Annotated in this window: 12 protein-coding genes; 1 reads left to right on the forward strand and 11 read right to left on the reverse strand. The window is 72.4% G+C overall.

Annotated elements, in window-relative coordinates:
• Positions 1 to 11: 11 nt before the first annotated feature.
• The 11 genes from MICAU_RS09045 to MICAU_RS09095 all read right to left on the reverse strand — a co-directional run bounded on the left by MICAU_RS09045 (position 12) and on the right by MICAU_RS09095 (position 13,615).
• Positions 12 to 1,163 (reverse strand): FAD-dependent monooxygenase, encoded by a 1,152-nt coding sequence (locus MICAU_RS09045; RefSeq protein ID WP_013284993.1) that lies wholly within the window; start codon positions 1,161 to 1,163, stop codon positions 12 to 14.
• Positions 1,164 to 1,422: 259 nt separating this feature from the next.
• Complete coding sequence (locus tag MICAU_RS09050; RefSeq protein WP_013284994.1) at positions 1,423 to 1,740, reverse strand: hypothetical protein; 318 nt, start codon at positions 1,738 to 1,740, stop codon at positions 1,423 to 1,425.
• Positions 1,737 to 2,573, reverse strand: coding sequence for a hypothetical protein (locus MICAU_RS09055; protein ID WP_013284995.1), 837 nt, complete (start codon positions 2,571 to 2,573; stop codon positions 1,737 to 1,739). The genes MICAU_RS09050 and MICAU_RS09055 overlap by 4 nt, the downstream gene beginning before the upstream one ends.
• A 423-nt stretch (positions 2,574 to 2,996) precedes the next feature.
• Entirely contained in the window at positions 2,997 to 3,809 is an 813-nt protein-coding gene (locus MICAU_RS09060) for a hypothetical protein (protein ID WP_013284996.1), read from the reverse strand.
• Between the two features lie 478 nt (positions 3,810 to 4,287).
• Positions 4,288 to 5,127, reverse strand: a complete 840-nt coding sequence (locus MICAU_RS09065; protein WP_013284997.1) for a replication-relaxation family protein — start codon at positions 5,125 to 5,127, stop codon at positions 4,288 to 4,290.
• 374 nt (positions 5,128 to 5,501) lie between these two features.
• Positions 5,502 to 8,012 (reverse strand): helicase HerA domain-containing protein, encoded by a 2,511-nt coding sequence (locus tag MICAU_RS09070; RefSeq protein ID WP_013284998.1) that lies wholly within the window; start codon positions 8,010 to 8,012, stop codon positions 5,502 to 5,504.
• Positions 8,009 to 9,832 (reverse strand): VirB4 family type IV secretion system protein, encoded by a 1,824-nt coding sequence (locus MICAU_RS09075; protein WP_013284999.1) that lies wholly within the window; start codon positions 9,830 to 9,832, stop codon positions 8,009 to 8,011. Before MICAU_RS09075 ends, MICAU_RS09070 begins: the two co-directional genes overlap by 4 nt.
• Positions 9,829 to 10,791, reverse strand: coding sequence for a PrgI family protein (locus MICAU_RS09080; RefSeq protein WP_013285000.1), 963 nt, complete (start codon positions 10,789 to 10,791; stop codon positions 9,829 to 9,831). Before MICAU_RS09080 ends, MICAU_RS09075 begins: the two co-directional genes overlap by 4 nt.
• Positions 10,788 to 11,702: a TrbL/VirB6 family protein gene (locus tag MICAU_RS09085; RefSeq protein WP_013285001.1), complete on the reverse strand. Its 915-nt coding sequence runs from the start codon at positions 11,700 to 11,702 to the stop codon at positions 10,788 to 10,790. The genes MICAU_RS09080 and MICAU_RS09085 overlap by 4 nt, the downstream gene beginning before the upstream one ends.
• Positions 11,703 to 11,704: 2 nt before the next feature.
• Entirely contained in the window at positions 11,705 to 12,097 is a 393-nt protein-coding gene (locus MICAU_RS09090) for a pilin (protein WP_013285002.1), read from the reverse strand.
• A gap of 633 nt (positions 12,098 to 12,730) precedes the next feature.
• On the reverse strand, positions 12,731 to 13,615 hold the full coding sequence (locus MICAU_RS09095; RefSeq protein ID WP_013285003.1) for a hypothetical protein: 885 nt from the start codon (positions 13,613 to 13,615) through the stop codon (positions 12,731 to 12,733).
• An 836-nt stretch (positions 13,616 to 14,451) separates the two neighbouring features.
• Here MICAU_RS09095 and MICAU_RS09100 point away from each other — a divergent pair.
• A complete protein-coding gene (locus tag MICAU_RS09100; protein WP_013285004.1) occupies positions 14,452 to 15,378 on the forward strand; it encodes a hypothetical protein in 927 nt (308 codons plus the stop codon).
• The last annotated feature ends 15 nt before the right edge of the window (positions 15,379 to 15,393 follow it).

The raw sequence follows: 15,393 nt of genomic DNA on the forward strand, positions 1-15,393 counted from the left end.
CGGGTGGGTTACTAGGCGGGCTGGTGGGTGCCGAGGCCGAGCTGGTGGCCGATGACGGGCCCGCGGTGCACAGCGGCGACGGCGGCGGGCAGGTGTCGGCGTTGCCAGCCGTGCAGGGCGGCGGTGAGGTCAGCTCGGTACTTGCGGTGCTGAGTGAGGGCGGCAGCGAGGCCGGCAGCTTGTTCGATGCCGTTGTTGGCGCCGCGCGCGGTGTGCGGGCGGACGGGGGCGAGGGCGTCGCCGAGCAGAACGGCGTGACCGGCGCCGACGGGCCAGACCATGCGCTGCGGTGGGGTGATGTCGAGGACCGGTACCGCCATCCGGGTGGTGGTGGCGTGCACGACGGCGGCGTGGTCGGCCGGGAGGAGCAGGTCGGCGTGGGTGTCGACGTGGGCGCGGGCGGCGGGGCTGACGTGCCGGGGCAGGGCAAAGACCCGGCGGGTGGGGTCGGCGCCGAACCGCTGCGCGTACTCGGCGCGGGTGCAGTCGAGGTAGAAGGTCCAGTCGCAGCCGCCGGGTACCGGGGCGAGGTTGAACTGCACGCCCGGGCAGGGCTGCAACCGCAGGAAATCCCGCAGCCCGGGCTCGGGGGCGATGTCGGCGATGCCGCGGTGAGCGACGTAGCCCGCGTACCGCAGGGCCCGCTCGGGATCCAGCAGCCGGCGGCCGGTGGAGGACCGGCCGTCGGCGAACACGACCAGGTCGGCGGCCGCGGTGTGGCCGTCGCGGAACCGCAGCACCGGCCGACCGGCCTGCTCGGCCAGGGCGGTGACCGTCATACCGGTGTGCAGGACACCGGCGGGCAGGCGGCGGATCAGCGCCTGGTGCAGCAGCGTCCAGGTGGTGTTCCGCCCCGGATAGGTACGCCGGATCGTCTCGGCCGGCTGGCGGTCGCGGACGGTCATTTGAACGATGGCCTCGGAGTCGTGGGCCACGAACTCGTGCTGGCCGATGTCGAGGCGGTCGAGCACGTCGAGGGCGGGGTGTTCCAGGCCGATGAGGCCGCCGCCCAGCGGCGCGGACGCCGGCGCGGCCTCGAAGACGGTGACGTCGTCGAATCCGGCGTGCAGCAACAGCAGCGCGGTGACCGGGCCGGTGATACTGCCGCCAATGACGGCGATGCTGGGCTGGCGGCCGGAGGACGGCCTGGTGGCGGATCTCATGAGAGGGGTTCCCTTCTGGAGGGCGGGAAACCCGGGCACGGCCGTGCCCGGGTGTGCGCGAGTGCGCGGGTCGCCGGGCATCGGCCAGGTGGTGCCAGTGAGAAGGCGGGTCAGCGACGGTGGACCGCGGACCCAGGTCGGCCGCCTTGATGCGGCGGGCGGATGGAGGTTCGGAAGGCGCGGTGCCGGACGGCGTCCGCTGGTGCGCGAGGTGCGACCGGGCCGGCAGGGCGGCGCGGGAAGGTGTGGTCTCGGCGGGTTAGCGGCCGGGCGTGGTGAACGGAGGCGGCACGGGAAGGATCCGCCGGGCCCGCTGCAGCACCTCGTCGGCGACCGTGATCAGCGGTGTCGCGTCCGGGGGCGTGGACGGGGTCGTGCGGTGCCAGCCACTACCGGGGCTGCTCGCGATGATCGTCCAGGTGAACAGCGGGGTGAGGACCTCAGCGACCGCCGTGCTCTGCGTGGCGTAGCTATCGCGGCAGACCCGAACCCGCAGGACGTACCCGTCGATGTGGTGCACCCGGGTCAGCTCGTAGGTGCCGTGGCCGCGCTGGTGGAACACCTCGTCAACGATCACCGCGACCGGCCCTCCGGGTCGGTGGCGCGGGTCGTCGCCTCGGACGCGACACGGATCCAGGGCCACTGGTAGGCGCCGATGGCGTAGCAGCGGTTGGCATCCGGGACGATGCGGTCGTGCTCGACCCAGCGGCTGCCCAGGCCGTCGTCGTCCTCCCACTCGACGGTGACCTCGTCGCCGTCGAACCGCAGCCGGGGATGCTCGCCGGGCATGTCACCGGGGTAGAGGGCGTCGAGGTGGGCGGCCATGCGCTGCACCGCGAACCGAGGGAAGCGGCACAGCACCCCGGCGCGGGAGAGGGTGGTGTAGCCGGTGGCGACCATGGCGCGGTAGGCGCCGCCGCCGACCACGTCGCAGGTCACCGTCGCCGGAGTCCAGGTGGCAAGCGGCGGGCTGATGTCGCCGCGGCTGCGGAAGACGCGGTAGCGGACGTCGCTCGCCGGGTCCGGGTGCAGCCCGAACCAGCGCATCCCGTGGCGGCGGGCGCAGCGGAGCAGGTCGAGCAGGTCCCGCCGGCCGTCGAGGTGTTCGGTGTGCAGGGGCAGGAATCCGTGTCCGTCGTCAGTAGGGATCGGGTTGCCGGTGGCGCCGGTGGCGGTGTGGGTCCAGGTTTCGGCGCGGACGCGGTGGTCGGCGCCGTCGGCGTCGTACCAGCGGGGGACGCCGTTGGAGGACAACCAGTCACCGTCGATGTCGTGGGACCAGATGAGCGCGGCCTGGTCCGGGACGCCGGCCCGGTACTGCTGCCGGGTCCTACGGTGCGCGCCGGTGGAGGCGGCGTGTTCGGCGAGCGGCAGGACGTCGTCGACGCGGAACCACAGTCGATCGGACATGGCGGGAAACCTCCTGATGTGTGGAAGAGGGAAAGGTCGGCCGCTTCGCTGGCCAGGCTTGCGAGGCGCCCCAGCCCGGGGCGCCGGGCGGTGCCCGCACGGGGCCGGCAGCGAGTCCACGCCACGCTGCTCCGGCCCGCGGGTACGACGACGCGTGGCCCGCAGAAGCGGGTCGGTCGTGGTCCCAGGCGGGCGTGGTTCAGGTGGCAATGGACGTGGCGTAGGGGCAGTGGCTGCATTGGTCGTGGCGGGGTGTGCGTCGCAGGGCTCGAAAAGCCTCAGGGGCGCGGCGGTAGAGCTTGCGTCTGCTGCCAGGAGCCGGCGCGGCGCGGGTGGAGTTGCGTGGAGCCGGTCGGGTCGCCGCCGATCCCCAGGGAAGAAGGGGATGGGCGGTGGTGCCCGACCGGTTCCGGTGCCGTGGTGCTACAGGGCGACGGCGAGCAGCCGCTGGTCGGTCTCGACGGTGTCGAGGTACCGCATCGCCTGCTCGAGGTAGGTCACCCGGTGAGTCAGGGCGTCGCTCGCGGGTGCGAGCTTGTGCCCGTCCGGCGTGAGCAGGGCGTCGCCGCACACGGCGGTGGTGGCGCTGTAGTGCTGGTAGGCCATCGGGCCTGCCTGGAACATCTCCAGCTCACCTGGGCCGAGGCGGGCGGCGCCGTAGCTGGCCGCGTTGTGCATCCGCATCGCGTTGACGCGGGGTTGCTGGTGGAAGTCCGCCTCGGCCCGCTCGCGCGGGTAGCGGGCGGGGTCCGCCAGGTGACGGGCCAGCAGGGTCGGCCACGGGGTGGCCGGCCGGGTGCCGTGCACGACCTGCTGCCACAGTTGATGGCGAATGCCGGCGCCGACGCCAGCGGCGTGGCGCATGGCGGCGAGGTCGAGCAGCTTGACCGGTCCGCCGGCGCAGTACACCGGACGTCCCTTGCGAGGTGCGACCAGGTCGCGCCGCTGCCACAGCCACATGTCCGGGATGGCCCAGAAGCGGGGCTGCAGGGTGCCGGACACGCCGAAGTGCCGGTCGAGCTGGGTGGCGGTCAGGGCCTGCGACGGCAGTCCGTCGGGCAGGCAGACGATCATGGTGTTGATCGTCGCGGTCTGCGCGACCACCGGGCTGGTGGGCGCCGTGGTGCTGGCGGTGGTGGCCGCAGGGGTGAGCTTGGGGCCCGGGCGGGGCGTCACCGTCGGCACGCGGGTGCCGAAGCGGCTCAGCGGAGTCGCGGCACCGTTGGTTGCGGTCATCTGGGGTTCCTCCTTCGGTAGGGCGCGTTGTCGGGCGCGCGGAAGCGGCCGGCCCACCGGGTACATGGGTCGACTCACGGGACGAACAGGGATGGGTGCAGCAGAGGGCTGCTGGTGGAGCGGGATGGTGCGGGTTCGTGCTGGTGGTGCTGTGCGACCTGAGGGTCGCCGCGCGGCGCGGGCGCCGACCGGCCGACAAGGGCGGGTGGGCGGAGCGCACCGTGAGGTGCGGCGGCGGTTCCCGAGGTGGGACCGGACCGGGTGGAGCGATATATGGGTGAAGGTGGTGCCGATGAAGGTAGCGGCCGGATCTGTCAGCGCCGGCCGCCGTCATGATCGTCAGTAGTGCCGTCGACCTGCACTGTCAGACGACCGCTCGATTACGCGGGCGAGGGACGGCGGGACTGTGAGATCCGGTCGGTCTCACAGCCGCCCACGACGGTGGACGGCTGCTCTGCGCGTGCGGTGAAGGTGAATGTCAGGGCTCCGGGTCGGGGCCGCTGGGGTCGGTGTCGGGGAAGCGGTGCGGGTTGGTGGCCGGGTTGTCCGGGCCGTGGTCGCAGGGCAGTTCGTGCAGCCAGCGGCGCGGCCCGGGGTCGGTGGTCAGCGTCCAGGCAGGCCCGGCGGGGTGCTCGCCGTGAAGGCCGGTGGCCACGGGCATGGCGGTGGGCACCCCGGCGAGGGCGTCGAGGAGGTGCTGCTCGCGGCGGCGGCCGGGGACGCGCAGCAGCACCGGGTAGCGGGGCCCGTAGCGGGCGAGCTGCTCGTAGGCGCGCAGCTTGCGCAGCACGGTACCGAGGGGTTCGGTGCCATTGTCGTGTTCGAGGAAGAACCCGACGGTGCGCCCTCCGGCGTGCCAGATGCCGTGTCCGTCGGGCTGGACACCGGTGCCGCTGCCGGCGGCGTAGGACGCGGCGGCGAAGGCGGCGGTGGTGTGCTGTTCGGACCACCACCGCGCCAGCCGGGCGTTTTCGTCGGTGCGGGCGTAGCCGAGCAGGTCGATGAACAGCTGGTTGGTGCCGAGCAGGTGGGGCAGGCGGCGGCTGCCGATGATGCGTTCGGTGCGGTCGATGCTGGTCCGGGGAGCGCGGACGCCGGCGTGGTTCGGGTCGTTGAACTGGGTGGGGTGGACCACGGTGCCGAGCGGTCCGAGGGTGTAGAGGTACTGGCCGCTGCCGGTGGTGACGTCGGCGAACCGGCTGACCGCCTCCATCTGGTGCAACTGGGCGAGTCGGAGCCGGGCCGAGCGACGCGATGGGAACAGCGCCGTAGTGATCTGGTCGGTGGACAGCACGTAGTGCTCGGCGAGCCACCGCAACAGCTGATGATCACGGGCGGTCAACCGACGAAGCCGGTCAAGACGAGCAAGACGAGACGACGACCGGGACCCAGACGAAGAGGCGGAGGAAGAGGCAGAAGCCGAGCGGGAGACGGAGTTGTTGGTGGACACGGTGGATGCTCCAAGCGGAAGAGGAGTCCCTCCGAGGGAGGGTGTCTGAGTTCGGTGAGATGGTCACCGGAGGCTGGACACGGCCGGTGAGCGGCACTGACAGACCCGGACGGCCGGATCTGTCAGTGCGGTGTGATGATCGGTGGTGAAGGGCTGGTGAAGCCCGCACGGAAGGGGCGACCGGGACTCGGTCGACCTCGGTCGACAGATCTGTCGATCTCGCGTCAACCGTCCTGCGGCGTTCAGGTGTTCGCCTTCGGAGCGCTCTTGCCACGGGACCGGCGGTTGTCGTCAGGTCGGGCCGAGAACCGGTCGACGAGGTCGTCGATCGCGCTGGTGTCCTGCGCCGGCACCGCCTCCGCTGCGGCCTGCCGGATCACCGTCGCCTCACCCACGACCGGCTTCGGCGGCCGGGTCTTGAGGGTGAACGCCGGCGTCTGCCGCCCACCGACGACGAGGCGCCCGGCGGCGGTGTAGGCGTCCAGGTGCGTCAGGTCGTGCTCATCGAGCTCGGGCAGCGTGTGCCGGGCGAGCACGCGGGCGTCCTCCGGGGCGACGGAGAAGTACAGCTTGTTGCGGGCGTTCGCCGACGCGGCTGCCAGTAGGTCCTTCGGGAACTGGGCCAGGTCCTGGTGCGCGAGGACCATCGACAGCCGGTACTTCCGCGCTTCCGCCAACATCGAGTCGAGACTGTTGGCGAGGGTCAGGAAGTTCTGACACTCGTCGATGATCAGCGTGGCGTCCCGGCGTCGGTCGGCGGGCACGCTGGCGCGGGCGGTGGCGGCCTGCCACACCTGGGCCAGCACGAGGGAGCCGAGCAGCTTGCTGGTGTCCTCGCCGAGCTGGCCTTTCGGGATTCTGACGAGGAGCGCACCGCCGTCGAGGACCTTGCCCATGTCGAAGCTGGACCGGGGGTAGCGCATGGTGCGCTTGACGAAGTCCCGCAGCAGGAACGCCCGCAACCTCGCGAGGACGGGACCGATGACCTGGGAGCGCAGGGCCGGGTTGAGCTGGTCGTACCACTGCCAGAACCCGGACAGGCCGGCCGGGTCGTCCAGGCCGACGGTCATCGCGCTTCTGAACTGCGCGGAGTTGAGCAGGGGCGGAATGTGCTGGAGGGTGACGTTGGCGTGCCGCAGCAGGGTCAGGCAGGCCACCCGCATGACGTCGTCCATCCGCGGCCCCCACGCCTTGGCGAAGATGTTCCCGAAGATCGACACGAGGTTGTCCACGACCAGGTCAGGGTCGTCGCCGGACAGCGGGTTGAGGGTGGGCGGGTTGGGCTGGTCGGGGTCGAACAGCACCACCCGCCCGGCGACGCTGGCGGGGAGCCGGTCGAGGATGTCGAGGACCATGTCGCCGTGCGGGTCGATGACCACGGTGCCCCGGCCGGCTCTGATGTCCTCGACGGCCATGTTGACCAGCAGGGTCGTCTTCCCGGAGCCCGTCGACCCGACCACATGCAGGTGATACCTCGCATCCGCCACGGACAGGGCCACCGCGTGGCCACCGACTTCGGCGTCACCCAGAACCTTCGTGGCTCGGCCGCCGGTCGGTACCGCCACCGGGGCGGGCATGGACTTCGCCCGCGCCCGATCCAGCCCCGGCACGGCCAGATCCCGCGGCAGCGCGGCCAGGACGGCCAGCTCGGGGGTGGAGGCCAGGAACCCTGATCCGAGCCGCCGGGTGGCCAGCACGGCCACCGGCTGCGCCATCCGCGCCCGGTGCGCGATCCGGTTGCGGCCGGCGTACACGGCGAACGACGAGGCGACCGCGTCCGCGATACCGCGTAGCCTGGCCTGCGGCCGGGACCCACCACGGTGGTTGTTCTTCGCGACGGCGTAGCGGATACCGATCGTCCACAGCGGCTGGGCGGTCTTGTCGAGGATCGCCCGCACGTCCCGCTCCACACCGGGATCCCGGCGGCCGGCCGGCTGGCCGCCGCTGCGGGTGGTGGTGCGGCCGGGAAGAAACGCCTCGATCAGCCACAGCAGCGGCGCGGCGGGATCGATGGCCGGTACGGCCGTTTTGCCGTCGCGGAGCCGGCCGGCGGCGCGGCGGGCGCGTGCGGCGCGGCGGGGGGCGGCGGGGCGGGCGAGGATCTGCACGCAGGCGTACTCGTCCGATTTGAGCTGCGACCCGGCGGACATCAGCGCCCGCAGCGGGTCGTTGTCGTGGTCGGTGTTGATCGGTAGCCACTCCGCGGCGGTCGGGAGCAGGTGGCCGCCGACGGCGGCCGGCATGTCGAGTGGGATCGGCCACGGGGCCTGGTCGTCGGTGGTGCAGGCGGCGCCGGGCCAGGCGGCCCGCACGGCGGCCTCGACCGCCCCGGCCGGCACTGTGCCGGGCACCCAGATCGAGATGAGGAGCTGCCGGCCGGTCCAGGTGTACTGCCACACCACGTGCGGACTGCCGTACAGCAGCCGGCGCGGGCGCGACGGGGTGAGCGTGCCGTGCAGGTTCGCCCACAGCGCGGCGGCGCTGTGCGGGTCGACCTCCGGTGGTGGAGCGACCGTGACCAGGCGGGCCCGGTCAGCGTGGCGACGATGCCGCCACCCGTCGAGCAGGTGGCGCCCGGCGACGGACGCGACCAGCAGGGCGGCGGCGACTGCCAGGAGCCACGGCCGGTCTACCACCCATTCGGCGGTGTGCAGAACCCAGCGCGCGGGCGCGTTCGGCGGGAGGATGACACCGGCGTCCGGCCCGGAAGGACTGGGTGCCGGCGGCGGCGATGCGACAAGGGGCGGTGTCACAGGTCCTCCTCCCCGTCGTCGAGGTCGGCGAGGTCGGACGGTGTGGTGGTTGCGAGAAGATGTTCGGCTTGCGAGGAGATCGACTCGAACGCGGTCCGGTTTGTGCCGGAGATCAGCAGGCCGTGCCCGACCCGGGCCGACAGCAGCATCCGTCGTTCTCCGGCGGTCAGGCCGAAGGCGTCGGCGACCTGGTCGATGGCCTGCGGGGCCTGCTTGAGCAGCACCTGCGTGGCCGCATTCGCGACGACGGCGTGGCCGAGGTCGGTGCCGAGCACGTCGGCGACGTCCTGGGTGATGACCGACAGGCCGGCGTTGCGCTTGCGGCCGGCCTTGCTCATCTTGAACAGGAACCGGGCGCCTTCCCCGTCGCGCATCAGCAGCCACGCCTCATCCACCACAACCAGCCGCCGCGCCTGCGGCGAGGAGGTGGTGCGGTACTGCCGGGGGAGGTCGACCTGCCGCCAGATCTCGTCCAGCGCGAGCAGGGTGCCGACGGTGCGCAGTTCGTCCGGCAGGTGCCGCAGGCTCCAGACCACGAGGTGCCCGTCCGGGCGGGTCGTGGTCGGTGAGTCGAACAGGTCGGAGAACGACCCGGCCACCCACGGCGCCAGCCGGGCGGCGAGTTCGTGGGCGGCGCCGTTGTCGTCGGCCCGCAATGTCGCGGCCAGATCCTTCAGCAGGGGAGCGGGCCGGTGGTGGGTGGCCGGGTCGGCGGTGATGCCCGCCTGCCGGTACACCTGCAGGATCGCCCGGTCCAGGGCGGCGCGCTCGGCGGGCGGCGGTACCTGCCCCAACAGGACGCTGATCAGCGTGTGGAGGAACAGGCCGCGGCGGGTGAGCACGTCCGGGCGGCCGTCTCCGGCCGGCAGATCCAGGGGGTTGATCTTCACGCCGGGTGCGCCGAGCCGCACGATGGTGCCGCCGACCGCGTCGGCCAACCGGAGGTATTCGTCCTCGGGGTCGACGACGGCGACGTGGACCCCCTGGTACAGGTTGCGCAGCACGTCGAGTTTGACGAAGTAGGACTTGCCGGCGCCGGAGCGGGCGAGGATCACGCTGTTGTGGTTCTCCTGCGCCCACCGGTCCCACCAGACGATGCCCTGGGAGTCCGGGTTGACCCCGTACAGCACCCCGCCGGTGGTGGCCGGGTCGCCGGGCAGCGGCGCGGGCAGGTCCGCCGACGCGAGCGGGAACGCGGCGGCCAGGGCTTGGGTGTCCATGGTGCGGCGCATCTGCAGGCTGTCGGTCGCAAGCGGCAGGGTGGTGGTCCAGCCGGGCAGGTGCCGCCACGTCGCGGGCTGCACCTCGATCAGGGTGGACGCGGCCGCGGCCTTCACCTGCGCGCACGCGTCGAGGAGCTCGGCCTCGGTGCGGGCGTGCACAGTCAGGTACAGGCCGACGCGGAACAGCTTCGCCGCCCCGCGGGCGAGGCGTTCGGCGAGGTCGGCGGCGTCGTCGGCGGCGGCCTCCACGGACGGGTCGGCCAACTTCCCTTTCTCGGCATCGGCCCGCCGGGACGACTCGAACCGGGCGCGTTGGTTGCGCAGCCGGGACGCCGCTACCGGGGCGGGGATCGGGTCGATGTGCAACGCGAGGTCGAGGCGGCCTGGCCAGGACAGCAGCGGCTCCAGCCACGCCGGCCCGACCTCGGCCGGATACCCGGTCACCACCAGCGTGGCGGCGTAGCCGTCCCCGACTCGCAGGAACCGGGGCGTGACCTCCACCGAAGCCGGTGCCACCGCCGCCGCCAGTCCTGCGGACGGCGGGCTGGCGCTGGGGTTGTCGTCGTGCGAGGCGCGTCGGCGCCTGACGAAGATCACGATGTCCTCCTGGTGCGTGGCCTCCTGACCGGAGGTCCGGTGATGGTGGTGTGGGGGGCGGCGAGTCCGCCGGGGCGGGGCGGCCGGTACGGGTCGGCGGCGGCGGCCAGGGCGGCGGTCGTCGCGTGGCCGTCGAGGGCGCGGGTGGTGACGCCCAGCCCGGACAGCGACCGGACCGTCTGGTCGGCGCGGCGCCGGGCGGCGTGCTCGCTGCGCTCGCCGCTGGTGGTGCGGGTGACGATGAGGACCTGCCGGCGCAGTGGGTCCCGCCGTTCGGCGAGGTCGTCGAGGAATCGGGCGTGGTCGGCCGCCGCGTCCGCGAGAGCCGGGTGCGGCATGGCGTCCGCCGCCTGGGCGAGGGTGCGGGCGGCGGAGTGCAGGTCGACCGGCTGCGCCGACACCACGATCTGCGTCGGCGTCGACAGCGAGTTCAACCAGCGGCCGAAGGTGCCGACCAGGGCGGCCTGCTCGTCGGCGGTACGCAACGCGAGGTTGACGCTGGTCGCCGCGACCATCGCCGCCTTCACACCGCCGAGGCTGATCTCCCCGTGGTCGTCGATGGCGTCGGCGGGCAGGTTCAGCGGGGCCGGCAGCATTACCTTCGACGCCGGGGCCTGCACCCAGTCGGGTGTTTTCGCGGTGGTGTCGGTGGTGGACAGAGCGCGTGGTGCCCGGGAGTGGCGGACCGCGGCGGTCAGCCACATGTCCATGGGCAGTCCGTCGCGGCGGCCGACCGCGAGGCCGAACACCAGGCCGCCGAGGACGACAGCGGCGCCGAGTAGCACCGGTGCGGGCACGATCGCGTGGAGGGCGCGCCAGGCGCCGTAGAAGATGACGGCGGCGACGGCGAGGATCGCGAGTTGCCGGAATGTCAGCCCGTAGAGCACCTTGTCCGGCGCGTCCACGTCGGCGGGCATGCGGGCGGTGACGGCCTGTTCGTCGCGGCGGTCGCGGTTCATCGCCGCACCGCCCCCAGGCCGGGGACGCGCAGCCCGCGGGTGAGTTGCTGGACCACGACGACCCGCACGACCGCGCCGACCGGGTTGCCGCCACGCCCGCCTGTGCCGCTCGTGGCGTAGCGGCGCATCAACCCCGGCACCTTGACCGTGGTCCACAGCAAAACCATCACGACGAACAGGTTGAGCACTCCGCCCGGTTCGACCGGCAGGCCCAGCAGCGGCAGCATGGCGCTGGTGTCCAGCAGCATCCACTGGCCGGCGAACAGCACGAACGCCTGCACCACCGGGATCGCCAGCATGGCGACGTACGACCGCCACCACAGGCGGGCCACACCCTCTGTTTGCGGCAGGGCGTGGCACGCGAGGGCGATCGGCGCGACCGCGGTGAGCACCAGCGCGACCGCGAAGCGGACGATCACACTGCAGGCCGTGGCGGCGAGCAGGACAACGATGATCGCCAGGCAGACGACGAACAGCAGACCGGCGCTCTGCTCCCGTGCGGCCATCAGGTGGGTCTTGACGGCGTCGAGGGCCCCGTCACCGTTGAAGTCTTGCGCGGTCAGGGCGGTGGTGAACGCGTTCGCGAACTCGATCAGCGTGCCGGCGATCAGCTGCGAGAAGTGGGCGGTGACGAACCCGACCACGCACCGCGGCAGGAGATCCTTGACGGTGTAGCGGGCGCGTTCGTCACCGCCGGCGACCATGGTGAGAACGCCAGCGGTGACGAACGCCAGGACGAAGACGGTGTCGACGATCCAGACCGACCGTCCGGTGAGGGCCTGCACCTGCGGCAGCGCGGTGACGTCCGGGGTGATCAGCAGCGCGCGGGTGATCGCGGTGATGAGCCCGTTCAGGCAGTCCAGCAGCAGACCGGCGAACCAGTCGAGGATCTGGTTGAGCGCCCAGGCCATCGTCAGCCTCCGACGATTCCCTGAACGACCCTCAGCAGGACGGGCGCGAGCACGGCCAGGCCGTAGCCGATCAGCGCGTTCTTCAACGCGCCCTTGGCCTTGTCGACCTGGACGGGGTCGCCGCCGGCGGTGGCCCAGTACACACCGGCCAGGACCAGGAACAGGGTGGCGACGGCGGCCAGGATGCCCATCACCCAGGCCTGCAGGTTGGCGATGACGGTGGGCAGGTCGTTGACGGCCAGGATGACCGGCTCACCGGCGTCGCCGTAGGCGACGGCGGGCACGGCCAGCATCCCGAGGGCAGCCGCGGCGGGCGCGGCGACCCGGGCGACGCGGCGAAGCGTGGACAGCGCGATGGTCAGAGCACGAGAACGTGCCCACAACGTGGGGAACATGGGTGGCTGCACCTCCCGCACCGGCTCATGGCCGGCGCGAATAGTCGAAGCGGCGGTCGGGGAGCCGCCGCCGGGCGCGGGAGACACATGCCGGACAGGGGAGCGCGGTGAACCTCGGGAGGAGCTCGTCCTCCCGTTCGGGTCAGCGGCGATCGATGAGGTGTCAGCGCATCAACGTGGCGCGGCACCCGAGGCACCCGGTCCCGTGTCAGCCCTATGTCCCGGCCCGACGGCGGGCGAAACCAACCTCCGCGTCACGTCGTGCTGGCGCCGGAGGAGTTCCGCACCCTCAAACCGGCGTTTGTGAGCCGTGGCGAACACCTGCCTGTCCCACAGCGCTCCGACACGACCTCACAAACCTCTAGCGGCCCTGGCCAGCACGCCTTTCCGACGCTGGTGACGGAGCCGCCCACAGCGTCGGCGCCGGAACCTCACAGCAGCCTCCTCGACATCCCCTGGACGCCGCTGTGGGAGTCCCGACAGCCCCCGCCCACGGGCACGGCGGTTCGCCGCCGTACCAGGGGATGGATGGGGAACCGGTCGCCGATGCGGCACGGCAGGCTCGCCGCACACGGTCGCGGGCCCGACCAGATGGTCGGGCCCGCGTGGGGGCGCTCTACGGGGGATGGCACCTCAGGCGGCTGCCAGCGTCACCCGCGCCGCGGCCGGTCGCGGACCAGCACCGCGGGCGGCCCGAATGTGTTGTCGTCGCTCGGCCGCCGCGGCGAGGTCCTCCTGCACCCGCGATGAGAGCACCTCGGTAAGGAACCCGGCGGCGAGCGCTTCGGCGATGCGCACGTCGATGCGTTCGACGCGCCGCCGCAGCGTGTCGACCTCCACGCCGAGCCGTGCGGCGATGGGTTCGATGGCCCGCCGGCCCAGCCGCAGGTCGATGTAGGGCTGCTCATCGCACTCATCGACGATGCCCACCTCGACGGCGCGGCGTACGAGGAGGTCCGGATGCCCGTAGGGCCGCTTCGGAGTACGCGGGCCGGTGACGTGCTCGAGGTCGTCCACCGGCACGGCCTCGGCGCCAGCACGCTGCCGCAGTTCATGGCCGGCCCGCCACGCGGCCATGCACAACGCCGCGTACGGCGCCGGGCGGGCCAGGTCAACCCGGTCGCGCAGCGCGGTCAGGAAACCGGTGAGGATCTCGGCGTCCAGGTCGTGGGCGTCGCCGGCCCAGCCGGTATGCAGCTGGCCGGCGTAGCGGCGCAGCGCTGGCATCGCCAGGGCGACCGCGGCGATGACCCAGGCCGGCCCGTCGAGGCGGGCGCGGCGGATCAGCTCCCGCCACACCACGTCCCGCACCGAGTAGGCGCGGGGATGCCTTAGCAGCCACTGCCGCAACGCCGGCAGCGCGATGACACCCCTGGGTAGACCGGTGTCATCACCGAGCTGCCCGACAAGCGAATCGAGGTCCAGGGACAACGGGTCGGGGTCGCAGGTCAGGTCGGCGAACGCGGTGTCCACGGCGTCCAGAGGCGAGTCGGGCCAGCCGGTGGCGGAGGAGGTCATGTCCGGAACTCCCATGTCAGAGACGAATGTCGATGACGGGCCGAAGCGGCAGCCGGCACGCCTGACCGCCATTGCGCCACCCCGGCCTCACGGACCTCTGACAACGCAGGCTGGCCGACATGGACACCGGGTCGACGCCATCAGTCGCCTCTCGCGACACCACCGCTCACTGACGATCGACGTCGACGTCCACCGTTCTGATACGCCACGCTGACCTGCGCGCTGACACGACCAGAGACGGACGGACATGCTCCGCAGCCGCGGCCGGATGAGAGGACGCGCCACCGCGGCGCTGGCCCGACGACGCCTCCCAGCCCGTCTCACAGTGCCTGACAGCGAACAGTGACAGACCGCGATCGGCTGGACGCCCCGCCGCCTGTCGGCGTCCACGGGGCGTGGGGTGCGCCGGCGTGCCGGCTGACAGCGTCCGTCCGCCGGGCCGTGACGGTCTGACGAGCCGCCGTCCGAATGACAGCTTCGGAGCCGGTGCCCTCGGTGGCGCCGCTGCTGTCCGGGGAAGTCGGACAGCGGTCTGACAATGCCGGCCAGCACTCCGTGTCATTGGCGTACGCCGCTGGTGTGGCCGAGGTGGCCGTGACACTGGGCGGCTGACAGAACTGGGTCGATCGTCGGCTCTGGCAGCCTCCCGATATTGATCCGACCCATGGAGTCGGCGCCCGCGTGAACATCCCGGAGCCCCAGGACAGCTAAGCGGACGGGAACCGGCTGTCAGAGATTCGTGAGATGACCGTGAGAGGGGCAGGTGTTCGCCACAGCTGACAAACACCGGTTTGAGGGTGTCAGCGCACCACGGCGCGGCGCGGAGCCGACACCACATGAGCGAGCACACGCCGCAGCACCACAATCCGCATCCCGATCCCACCGTCGACACCGGCCCGCTGGCCGAGGTCGACCCGACACCGACCGACCTGGTCGCCGGCGACCCGCCGGTACCGCTCACCGTCTGGCGCACCGCCCGCACCCCGGGCGACGCCAGCCGCAGCATCGGCACCCGACTGGCCGGCCGCCTCATCGCCGCCTACAGCCGCCCCGGCGAGGCGGTCGTCGACATCACCGGCGACCACGCCCTCACCCAGGCCTGCGCTGCCGGGGCACGCCGTCACCGCCCCGCGTGGTTCACCGACACGTCCAGCCTGATCATCGGCCCAGCCACCGTAGCCCCGTCCGCCGGCACCACCGGCGACGCGGAACCGGGGGAACAGGACGACCTGCCCGAGATGGGCGCCTGGTTCGGTGACGATCTCACCGACCCGCAACTGCACCCACCGACCGACACGGCGGCCGACCCGCCACCCGGCGGCTCCCTGCAGCAGGCGACCAGTCTCGTGGTCGCCTGCTGGCCCCTGCACGAGCACGCCGCCGCCAACCGGGTCCGGCTGGCGTGGCTGCTGACCGCCTGCGCCGCACTGCTGCAACCGGGCGGCTGCCTGATCCTCGTCGTCACCGTCCCGGCCGGCACCACCACCGGCCCGGAAGACTTCTCCGGCGTGGTCCAGGCCGCCGCCGGCGTTGGACTGGGCTACCTGCAGCACCTCGTCGCCGTCACCGCCGACACCGACGGCGACGCGTTCGTTTACCACGTCACCGACGAGGAACTGCTCACCCTCACCACCACCGACCAGCGGTGGCAGCTGGCGCACCTGCGAGTCCATGCGGACCTGATGGTCTTCAGCCAGGCCCAGAGCCAGCGCGACGCCCCGCGTCGACGGGGCGGGCGCGAGGGCGGTGGTGGCCGTGGCTAAGCACCGCGCAGACAC

The organism is Micromonospora aurantiaca ATCC 27029, assembly GCF_000145235.1.
Taxonomy (GTDB): Bacteria; Actinomycetota; Actinomycetes; order Mycobacteriales; family Micromonosporaceae; genus Micromonospora; species Micromonospora aurantiaca.